The 10553-nt window shown below is 53.0% G+C and carries 10 protein-coding genes; all 10 read left to right on the plus strand.

Translation table 11 applies throughout. The annotated features are described in order from the left end of the window. Window positions 1-146: 146 nt before the first annotated feature. Window positions 147-587: a four helix bundle protein gene (locus tag Q0482_RS05135; RefSeq protein ID WP_288265005.1), complete on the plus strand. Its 441-nt coding sequence runs from the start codon at window positions 147-149 to the stop codon at window positions 585-587. A 95-nt stretch (window positions 588-682) separates the two neighbouring features. Beyond that, window positions 683-1498, plus strand: coding sequence for an AAA family ATPase (locus tag Q0482_RS05140; protein WP_299144231.1), 816 nt, complete (start codon window positions 683-685; stop codon window positions 1496-1498). Window positions 1499-1513: 15 nt separating this feature from the next. After that, complete coding sequence (locus Q0482_RS05145) at window positions 1514-2620, plus strand: response regulator (RefSeq protein WP_299144233.1); 1107 nt, start codon at window positions 1514-1516, stop codon at window positions 2618-2620. A 928-nt stretch (window positions 2621-3548) separates the two neighbouring features. After that, on the plus strand, window positions 3549-4514 hold the full coding sequence (locus tag Q0482_RS05150) for a type II secretion system F family protein (protein ID WP_299144235.1): 966 nt from the start codon (window positions 3549-3551) through the stop codon (window positions 4512-4514). Between the two features lie 89 nt (window positions 4515-4603). After that, window positions 4604-4822, plus strand: a complete 219-nt coding sequence (locus tag Q0482_RS05155; RefSeq protein WP_299144237.1) for a hypothetical protein — start codon at window positions 4604-4606, stop codon at window positions 4820-4822. Window positions 4823-4939: 117 nt separating this feature from the next. Then, complete coding sequence (locus tag Q0482_RS05160; RefSeq protein WP_299144239.1) at window positions 4940-5434, plus strand: TadE family protein; 495 nt, start codon at window positions 4940-4942, stop codon at window positions 5432-5434. 16 nt (window positions 5435-5450) lie between these two features. After that, complete coding sequence (locus Q0482_RS05165; protein WP_299144240.1) at window positions 5451-6845, plus strand: CpaF family protein; 1395 nt, start codon at window positions 5451-5453, stop codon at window positions 6843-6845. Between the two features lie 2 nt (window positions 6846-6847). Continuing rightward, window positions 6848-7780 carry a type II secretion system F family protein gene (locus Q0482_RS05170; RefSeq protein ID WP_299144242.1) on the plus strand — a complete coding sequence of 311 codons (933 nt, stop codon included), beginning with the start codon at window positions 6848-6850 and terminating at the stop codon, window positions 7778-7780. 927 nt (window positions 7781-8707) lie between these two features. Further along, window positions 8708-9049, plus strand: a complete 342-nt coding sequence (locus Q0482_RS05175; RefSeq protein WP_299144244.1) for a DUF192 domain-containing protein — start codon at window positions 8708-8710, stop codon at window positions 9047-9049. A gap of 120 nt (window positions 9050-9169) precedes the next feature. Next, complete coding sequence (locus Q0482_RS05180; protein ID WP_299144245.1) at window positions 9170-10078, plus strand: sensor domain-containing diguanylate cyclase; 909 nt, start codon at window positions 9170-9172, stop codon at window positions 10076-10078. Window positions 10079-10553 lie beyond the last annotated feature (475 nt).

A 10553-nucleotide genomic window follows, 5' to 3' on the forward strand; every position in this document is an offset into this window, starting at 1 on the left:
GAAGGTGGCGGCGCACAAGTAAAGAAGCGCCGCAAAATATAATTTTTGCACTTTGAGATAGCGGAGTACTTTGGTTGCGGCAGCAGCTCGATAAAAGGGGTGCGGCTTCGCCGCAAGTTATAAATCATCTGGAGGGCTATTGACTTATGAGCAACTATAAGAAGCTGCTTGTATGGCAGGAAACCTTGGTTTTGATAGATGACGTTTATGATGTAGCCATGGGGCTTCCTGATTACGAAACTTTTGCTCTTTCCAATCAACTTAGGCGTGCTGTTGTTTCCATAGCGTCAAATATAGCGGAGGGAGCAGGACGAGGTACTCTAAAAGATTACATTCATTTTCTATATAATGCCAAGGGGTCAGCATATGAGGTGGAAACCCAGTTGATTATTTGTGCACGCAGGCGTTTTATATCTGAAGAAACAGCAAATCACATTATTTATCATGTGAAAAAAGTGATTTGGCTGTTGAAAAAGCTGATAGCTTCTTTAGAAGATAAAATGGGCGAAAAGTCTACAGCTGCAAGGGAAGAAGTGGAGGAATATGGGGATATGGATAATTTTATGCCCCCTTCTACACAACCCTGACACCGAGGAACGAGGTGTCACACAACCTTTTTGCCCCCTTACGCACTTATGATACACAATGTTGTTTATAGATTTGACGCAAATGGAGGCATCACATGGAAGGCAGGAAAGGGACTATATTTACTGTTTTCAGCACGGCTTATGCTGTGGGGAAGTCGCTGATTGCCATTAATATTGCGGCGGAGCTGGCGAAGCAGGGGCTTCGGGTTTGTCTGGTGGATCTGGATCTGCAGTTCGGGGACATCTGCTACTACCTGAAGCTCCATCCGAAGAAGACCATTGCCGATGCCCAGCGGGCTATGAAGGCGAATCCACAAGATACGGTGGCGGTGGAGTATCTGACGAAGTATACCGCTGATGGGGTGTCCTTTGATGTGCTGACGAATCCGAAGCTCATGGAGGAAGCCTACAATATGGATAACGGTATTATCCGCTCCCTGGTGCAGCAGCTGCAGCTGGAGTATGATTACGTGATTATCGACACCACTTCCACTTTCAGCGCCCTGAATCTGTCCATGATGGATCTTTCCACCCTCATCAATTTCGTGGGCATCGTGGATTTCATTCCTACCATCAAGAACATGAAGCGGGGCAGCGATACGCTGAAGGAGCTGGGGTATGACGACAGCAAAATCCGGTATCTCCTGAACCGCAGCAACGCGAAGACCCGCATTGACGTGGAAGATGTGGAAGCCATCCTGGGCAAGCACTTCGATTTCGTCCTTCCCAATGATTTCCAGACCGCCCAGAATTCCATACAAAGCGGCGTGCCCTTTGTGCTGGAGGCTCGGCATACGCCTCTGGCGAAGGAGCTCATTTCCATCGTAGACGGCTATGTCCGCCCGGACACAGGCCGGAAAGAGGAAAAAACGGACGACCGCGGCGGCTGGCTTTCCCGTCTGTTTTCCTGAGGGAGGTGAAGGATTTTGGCATATAGAACCGTCCTTATTGAAGAAAACCAGGTCATGCTGGAAAGACTTTCCAGCGTTATTAAGAATACACCGGGCTTCGACCTCAGCGCCCGTTACCGGAGCGCCGGCGATGCTCTGGGACAGATGCAGGCCTTCAAGCCGGAGCTCATCCTTCTGGACATCGATAACGAAAGAAACGGTGCCCTTCTGCCGGACTTGAAAAAATCCTATCCCCATACTGCCATCATCGGCATGAGCAGGAAATGGGACTCCGAAGCCCAGTCCCGCCTCATGCGTTCCGGCGCCGGCGGGTTTATGATTAAGCCCTTCACCGGCGAAGAACTGCGGGAAACCATTCAGAACCTGAGCAACTCCGCTTCCGCCCATCATTCGGAAGTCATCGCCTTTTTCAGCCCCAAGGGGAAGAGCGGAAAAACCACCCTCATTTCCAACCTGGGCTCCGCCCTGGCAAGGAAAACAGGAGAGTCCGTAGCCATTATCGACGGAGACCTCCAGTTCGGTGATATGTCCGTCTTTTTCAATCTCACCCCCCAGAGCACCATCGTGGAAGCGGTGAGAGATATTTCCTTCCTTTCCCCGGTGACCCTGAAATCCTACTTCGTGCCGGTCAATGACAATCTGTCCATCCTCTGCGGTGCCTCCAAGCCCGATTTAGCTGAAACGGTAACCATGGAAGGCATGACCAGCCTCATCAAAATGGCAAGAAGCATTTTCCGCTATGTCCTCCTTGACCTCTCCTCCGGCTTCTCCGACGTGTCCTGCACGGCCTGCGAACTCTCCGACAAGACCGCCATTATGGCCATGGTGAACGGCGGCTACGAAGTGGAGCACATGAAACGGGCCCTTGAAATCTTCCGCAGCTGGGACGACTACAAAGAAAGAGTCCGCCCGGTCTTCACCCGCGTATCCCCCTGTACGGAAGAAGAAAAAGCAGTCTTCTCCCAGGCTCTGGGCTTCCCTGTGGCCCATATCCTTCCTAACGAATACCTGGCCGTATCGTCGGCAGCCGATAACGGACGGCTCCTCATAGACCAGATGCCGGACAACCCCTTCTCCCTGGCAGTGGAGAAATTGGCGGAAGAGATAGCGGCAGGGCGCTAAGGGGTGACAGACCTTTCCTAAAAACTTGCCTTCCCCATTTATAGGGGAGGGGGCCACTTTTTCCCAAAAAAACTTGCCTCCCCCTGTTTACAGGGGGAGGGGGACCGCTTTTTCCCAAAAAACTTGCCTCCCCCTGTTTACAGGGGGAGGGGGACCGCGTGAGCGGTGGAAGGGGTGGCGCCCTTATGGACACGCCCTGGCGGGCGTGAAGGTTCAAAGGGTTCAAAGGGTTCAGAAGTTTGACCCGCCTGTCGGCGTGAGGGTTTTGGTGGGCGCCTCCGGCGCCAGTATGAATGCCGCCTTCCGGCGGCTAAAACCATACAACCGCCCTGACGGGCGAGGGAAATACACCCCTTCTGTCGCCTTCGGCGACATCTCTCCACGGGAAAGCGTCTCACGAAATTTTCAGTCGCCGTACGGCTCCCTACAAATTTCGTTCGCTTGCCACCCCGGAGGGGGAGATTTGTTCGATGCTTCCCTTTCTTATGCTTAGGTTGCTCTAAGCATTGTGCCGCTAAAACTTCCACCTAAAGGTGAAACGACTCACTATGATTTGCGCGTCGCTTCTCTCCTCCAAATCATGTTCGCTGTGCACCCCTCCGGGGGTAAGTACCGCGAAGCGGGGATAGGGGTGCATTTTCCACAGGCGAAGCCTGGTTTGCATGTTTTCCTATCGCACCTTGGTGCGGTTTTCCAGTTTTATCATAAGAGGCGCCGCTATCATGTAAAGGCGCCCACCACCCGCGGAAGGCGGTTTATAAAATTCATCGCCGCCATAGCGGCGATTCCACAACCCTTGGGCCCCAAGGGCCCATCAAACTTAAGAACCCTCGGCCCGACAGGGCCGTCAATCTTAAGAACCTTGTATAAATCTACTTAATTTATTCCATTACTCATGTTATAATGCAGATAGAAAGGAGAGAGTTAGATGATACTTTTATTCTCATTGCTTTTCGCCTTTCTGTTCTTCATCCTTCTCTTCCTGGGACTTACGGCAGTGCTCCGGCGGAGGAGGGAGGTGGCGGAGCGTATCCAGATGTTTTCCGGATACCAGCCATCGGTGGTACGGAAGGCTTCTGTTTTTGAAGTCCTCCGAAGCCGTCTTCATGAGATTTTTGCAGAGAAAGCCAGACGGACGGACACCGGTCTGGGCCGAAAGAAGCTGGATCTGATGATGGTCCGGGCGGGGCTCCCGCTTCTGGGGTCTGAATTTCTGGCTATTTCCGCCGGCGGGGCGCTGCTTGTATTTGTCATCTTTGCTTTGGCGACACGGAATCCGGTAACCGGACTGCTGGCACTGCTTCTTTTCCTGGCGGCGGACTTTGTGTTCGTACAGCGGAGAATCGCTAAGCGTCTCAATAATTTCCAGCGCCAGCTGGCGGACTGTCTCTCCCTGGTGGCGAACTCTTTGCGGGCCGGCTTCTCTTTCCTGCAGACCATGGAAATCATATCCCGGGAAATGGAACCGCCCATGTCTACGGAATTTGAAAGAGTGATGCGGGACACCACCCTGGGGAAATCCCTGGATGACGCACTTCATGATATGGATGAAAGGGTGGGCAGCGCCGACTTCTCCCTGGTGGTGACGGCAGTGCTGATCCAGCAGCAGGTAGGCGGCAACCTGGCCACTATCCTGGATACTATTCGTAGTACGATTACGGAAAGAATCCGTCTCCGCAGGGAAATCGGAACATTGACGGCACAGGGAAAAGCTTCAGGAATGGTTTTAACCGTTATTCCTGTAGCAATGGCTCTCTTTCTATATTTGACTGCACCGGATTATATTATGCCATTGTTTACCACAACCATTGGCCGTATGTTTATTGCAGGGGCCGCACTGTTGGTTATTGTCGGGTTTATTATTATCAGAAAGATTGTGGATATTAAGATATAAATTAAACTTACTCTTGGTAAAAGGCCATTTGGCTTTTTATAGATTTAACTTATCAGGTAAATTTTTCAACATCGAGGGAGGTGAAAATTATGGTATCTATGGCAAAGCAGATGTATGACTACTATGTAAGACCTTATATTCCCTTTGGTGAAAAAGGTCAGGACATGGTGGAATATGCTCTTATGCTGGCTATTATCGTTGGTATTGGCGTTCTCATCTGGCAGAATGTTAAAATCCAGGATAAGGTTACCAATGTATTTAACAATGCTGGCAATCTTATGGATAATGCTGCAGCAGGGAAGAAGTAATCCGACTAGGGCTTCTGCATTACTTTTGTTTTTGCAGAAGTCCTTTGGATACCGCAGCAGGCTCTTCTGATGCGGTATCCAAAGGACTTCTTTCAATGATTAGACAGGAGGGACATCATGAAAAAACAAGGTGGTCAGGATATCATTGAGTTCACATTGATGGTCCCTCTTTTTTTTGTATGTCTATTTGCTATCATGGCTGGCGGTCTTTTCTTCAGGGACTACATCACTTATAATTCTGTAGTCAGATCAGCAGCAAGGGAAGCCTCCCTGGTCGTTGCTCAAGGGGTAAACAATAAGCAAGAGGATCAGCCCCCCAAATTTAAAGAAATTTCAGACCAGATATACAATGCATATAATGGGCGGGATAAAAATCATCCACATTTATATATTGTAAACAGTCCCGGGGACATCACAATTGAAGGTGTGGAAATGGGAAATGATAATACTCCTTCTATAGAAGTAAAATTGACGGCTACGAAAAATACAGGCAGCTATGGCTTTATTAATGGAGTGGCGAATGCAGGTATTATATTACCTGATACTCAACAATTTACCTATTACATGTACTGGGAAAATAACGCAAAGAATAATCCTAAAGTTCAACCATAAAAAGGGGATGTAAACCGTGACACTGCTGGAACGTCTGGGGCGCCGTGAAGAGAAGGGGAAAGCCGAAGTCAAGGAAGAGAATATATTCGCCGGACGGGCGGTGGATGCGAAGGAAGAGGAGTACCAGACCCTGAAGCTCAATGTGCACCGGGCCATTGTAGAGGAAATGACTTCGGAACAGCAGAAGATTCTGGACGGCACGAACCGCAGCCGCCAGGACATTGAGAATGTGATTTCCGGCTACGTGCAGCGGGTGCTGGAGCACAATCCTTTTGTGGTGCCCCGAGGCGAAAGGGCCCGGCTGGTATCGGATATCTGCGATGAAATCCTGGGCTACGGCCCCATCGAACCATTCCTGAAGGATGACACCGTCACCGAAGTCATGGTGAATGGGCCGAAGAAGATTTATGTGGAACGGATGGGGAAACTCCATTTGACCGGAGCCCAGTTCCATGATAATGCCCACCTCATGTCCATTATCGACAAGATTGTCACACCCATCGGCCGCCATGTAGATGAAGCGTCTCCTCTGGTGGATGCCCGCCTGCCTGACGGTTCCCGTGTCAATATCGTTATCCCGCCTCTGTCCCTCATCGGGCCATGCGTAACGATCCGTAAGTTCTCAAAGACCCCGTTCTCCGTGGAAAATCTCATTTCCTTCGGCACTCTGTCTGAGGAAATGGCTATATTCCTCCGGGCCTGCGTGAAGGCGAAGCTGAACATCATGGTCAGCGGCGGCACCGGCTCCGGTAAAACCACCAGTCTGAACGTGCTGTCTTCCTTTATTCCCCATGATGAACGTATCGTCACCATCGAAGATGCGGCGGAACTCCGTCTGGAGCAGCCCCATGTGGTGACCCTGGAAGCCCGCCCGGCCAATATCGAAGGCAAAGGGGCGGTAACCATTCGGGACCTGGTGAAGAACTCCCTCCGTATGCGTCCTGACCGCATTATCGTGGGCGAAGTCAGAGGAGGCGAGGCCCTGGATATGCTGCAGGCCATGAATACCGGCCACGACGGCTCTCTCACCACCGCCCACGCCAACAGCCCGAGGGACGTGCTGTCCCGTCTGGAAACCATGGTGCTCATGAGCGGCCTGGATCTGCCGGTACGGGCTATCCGTGACCAGATTTCATCGGCACTGGACCTTATCATCCATCAGGAACGTATCCAGGACGGTTCCCGTAAAATCACCTATATTACAGAAGTACAGAAAATGGAAGGGGATGTCATCGTCCTGCAGGACCTCTTCCGCTACAGGCAGACCGGATTCGATGAAAACGGCAAAGCCCTGGGACAGTTTGTGCCCACAGGCCTGCAGCCCCAGTTCCTGGCCAAGTTCAAGGCCCACAATGTGGAATTTCCGAAGTTCATGCAGCGGGCAGGCGGTGCCTGGGGGGAGGGTGAGTAACCATGCTGGCTCTTTCCATTTCCATCGCCCTGGCCCTCTTCTTCTTCCTTGCGCTGTCGGTGCTGGCGCTGAAACGGTTCGGCGAAAGGGAAGTGAAGCGCCGTCTCGATACCTTCCGTGAGGAAACGGAAGAGGAGGAAGAGGAAACAGGGGAAGATGACCTGAAAAAGATTCCTCTCTACCAGCGTACCATCGGACGTATGCTGGCCCATGTGATGGAATTTCTCTCCCACTTTGCCCCCTCCGCCATGCCGAAAATGATGGAACAGCGCATCATGCTGGCAGGAAAACAGGGTATCTGGAAGGTGAGAACCGTGGTGGGCCTCTGGTTCTTCTCCATGGTTTTCTGCGGCCTTCTGGGATTTTACTATACCGCAAAGAATCCCATGGACACCATCCAGGGCCTCTGCGTGGTATGGGGCAGCTTCCTCTTCGGCGCTCTGCTGCCCTTCGGCGTCTTCAACCATATCATCAAAAAGAGACAGGATCTCATCGTCCGCCAGCTGCCGGACGTGCTTGACCTCCTCTCCATTTCCGTACAGGCCGGCCTTTCCCTGGACGGCGCCATGCGTAAAGTGGTGGAAAGAATGGAAGGCCCCTTAATCGACGAATTCCGCCGCATGCTCCGGGATACAAGAATGGGCATGACCCGCCGCCGCTCCATGCAGCTCATGGCCAAACGCTGCGACGTGCAGGACGTATACCTCTTCGTCATGTCCGTAGTCCAGTCCGAAAGACTGGGCGCCTCCATGTCCGACACCCTGGTCATCCAGGCCGACAACATGCGAGACCTTCGCCGCCAGAGAGCCAGAACCCAGGCCATGAAGGCCCCGGTGAAAATGGTCTTCCCCCTGGTCTTCTGTATCTTCCCGGCCATCTTCGTAGTGGTGCTCCTGCCGTCCCTGATTTCCCTCATGCAGACCATGGGAAAGTGAGCCGCTGCGCGGCAGGGTTGACGGCCCTTCGGGCCGAAGGTTCTTAAGGTGCTGAAGTTTGACGGGCCTTTCAGGCCCGAGGGTTGTTGTGGGCGCCTGCGGCACCACCTTTCCCCCGCTAAAGCGGGGGCACTATGGATGCTGGGCGTTGTGCCACATGGCACAGACGGTAAGGGTAGAGCAGTTTTATTCTGCCCCCTGAATAGGGGGAAGTCCGGCGCAGCCGGATAGGGGGTGGCCGCGATAGCGGCCAATCCTATGGGAAAGTAACATGGAGAGATGAGTCATAAATCTTCTCAGCGTAGAGGCATTCCCCCCTTTGGTGCCTGCGGCACCACCTTTCCCCCAGCGGAGCTGGGGGCACTATGGACGCTGGGCATTTCTGTCATTTGGTTATTCATAGCAGCGGCGGTGAAAAACCATACAACCGCCCTGACGGGCGAGGGAAATGCACCCCTTTTGGTGCTAACGCACCACCTTTCCCCCGGAGGGGGAACTTTGCTCGCTACTCAGCTTCGGGTCTCATAAGCATCACAAGGAATAGCGCCGCTAGAATCTCCCCCTCCGGGGGAGACGTCACTGAAGGTGACAGAAGGGGTGCATTTCCGCGAGCGTAGCGAGGTTGGCTTGTTTTCCCCTATTGCGCCAAAGGCGCGGTTGTATGGTTTTATAATAAGAGGCGCCTTATACGACTTAAAAGGCGCCCACCACCCGCTGCGGAGCGGTGAGAAAATCCGAAAATTGACGCCCCTATCCTCCGTCGCCTATGGTGCCCCCCTTCCTAGGGAAGGAGGCTCTATATTGCGGCGTTAGCCGCCACCACAACCCTCACGCCGAAGGCGTGTCAAACCTAAGAGCCTTCAGAACCTTTAGAACCTTTTCTGTTCCGTGAATCTCTTCACGGTCTTTTTTATAGGAGGAATCATTTTGCAGAAAGAAGTCTGGTCTTTTGAGAACCACCCGGAGATTTCCATTTCCGTGGAGATGGCAGAGAGCTGGTGGGCCCGGTTTAAGGGGCTTATGCTGCGCGCCCCCCTTTCTCCCGGGGAGGGGCTGTTTCTGAAGTCTACGAACAGTATCCATATGTGCTTCATGCGTTTTGCCATTGACGCGGTGTACTTTGATTCGTCCATGACCATCGTGAAAATCGTCCGCCGTCTCCATCCCTGGATCGGACTGTCTGCCTGCCTGAAGGCGTCGTCGGTGCTGGAGATGAAGGCGGGGGAGGCAGAGCGGCTCGGGCTTGCAATCGGTATGCAGAAAATATAAACTATGAGTAATAGGGGCGTTTCCCTTTGTGAAAAGAGGAAACGGTTAAATAATATATGGCAGATAGCAGTGGACGGAACAGGCGGTCCACCGGATTTCATAGAACAGGAGGATGACTCATTGACAGTAAGTGAAAATGATTTCTTCCAATTAATCGAATCTCTGCCCTACGGCGTGTACATCGTGAAGCCGGACAGAACCATTGTGTACTGGAACCGGGAGGCGGAGTGCATTACCGGCTACGGCGCCGAAGAAATGGTGGGCCGGCGCTGCCCGGATACGGAGCTGAACCACATGGACGAGGAGGGGACGCCTCTCTGCAAGACTTACTGCCCCCTTCTGGCCTGCATGGATGAGAAGCGGCCGGAGGCAAAGAAGCTGGTGCTCACCCATAAGAAGGGCTACATGATTGCAGTGCAGGCTCATTTCGTTCCCCTGAAGGATGAAATGGGACGCTTAAAGCTGGTGGCGGAGGTGTTCACGCCCATTCGGCTCATGAACAGGGAAACCCGCATTGTGGAAAATCTCTACTCCATGGCCTATCACGACGCCCTCACCAAGCTGCCGAACCGGCTCTTCCTGGAGGCGGTGCTGAAAACCCGTTTCTCCGAGTACCGCCGGCTCCACGAGCCCTTTGCGGTGCTCTTCGCGGACATCGACCATTTCCATGAATTCAACGAAGAATACGGTCACCAGGCGGGGGATGAAATCCTGAGAACCTTCGCCGAGACCGTTCTCAGTTATACAAGGAAAACCGATACCATCGGCCGCTGGGGCGGCGAGGAATTCATCGGCATCTATCCTATTAAAAGCAAAGGGGATATTCTTCCCATTTCCAAACGCTTCCAGGAAATCGTATCCCAGGCAGCGGTGAAGACAGATAAGGGCACTCTCCATATCACCATGTCTGTAGGCATTACGGCGGTGACGGCGGAGGATACGCTGAAGAGTATCATCGACAGGGCCGACCGGTTCATGTTTGAAGCCAAGAGAAGGGGAAGAAATACCATCGTCCATGATGAGATGTAACAGGCCTGGCGGCCTGAGGGGGGCACTTTTCCCTGAACTTGCCTCCCCCTGTTTGCAGGGGGAGGGGGACCGCGTGAGCGGTGGAAGGGGTCGCGCCCGAAGGGCGCCAATACAAAAGCCGCCTTTCGGCGGCACCCCCCCCTTTGGTGCCTGTGGCACCACCTTTCCCCCAGCGGAGCTGGGGGCACTATGGGTGCTGGACATAGTGTCACATGACAGGGCAGGTAAGAGTAGAGAGGTTTTATTCTGCCCCCTGAATAGGGGTGGCAAGCGAACTTGGTTCGTAGGGAGCCGTAAGGTGCGTATTCTGCATAGAATACGCAAGGCCGGATAAGTTGGCGCCTAGCCTGCCCATAAAGGCGCTTTCCTTTAGCTATCCGGCCCGATGTCTGAGAACCAAGTGAGACGCTTTCCCGTGGAGAAGTCCGGCGCAGCCGGATAGGGGGGTGCGCCCGGCATGGGTGTAATCTAATGG

This window comes from uncultured Dialister sp. (genome assembly GCF_937959425.1).
GTDB lineage: Bacteria > Bacillota > Negativicutes > Veillonellales > Dialisteraceae > Dialister.

Coding starts and splice junctions, on each gene's coding strand:
- Q0482_RS05170 (WP_299144242.1), top strand. CDS start 6,848: ATGCTGGCTCTTTCCATTTCCATCGCCCTGGCCCTCTTCTTCTTCCTT.
- Q0482_RS05155 (WP_299144237.1), top strand. CDS start 4,604: ATGGTATCTATGGCAAAGCAGATGTATGACTACTATGTAAGACCTTAT.
- Q0482_RS05160 (WP_299144239.1), top strand. CDS start 4,940: ATGAAAAAACAAGGTGGTCAGGATATCATTGAGTTCACATTGATGGTC.
- Q0482_RS05150 (WP_299144235.1), top strand. CDS start 3,549: ATGATACTTTTATTCTCATTGCTTTTCGCCTTTCTGTTCTTCATCCTT.
- Q0482_RS05135 (WP_288265005.1), top strand. CDS start 147: ATGAGCAACTATAAGAAGCTGCTTGTATGGCAGGAAACCTTGGTTTTG.
- Q0482_RS05140 (WP_299144231.1), top strand. CDS start 683: ATGGAAGGCAGGAAAGGGACTATATTTACTGTTTTCAGCACGGCTTAT.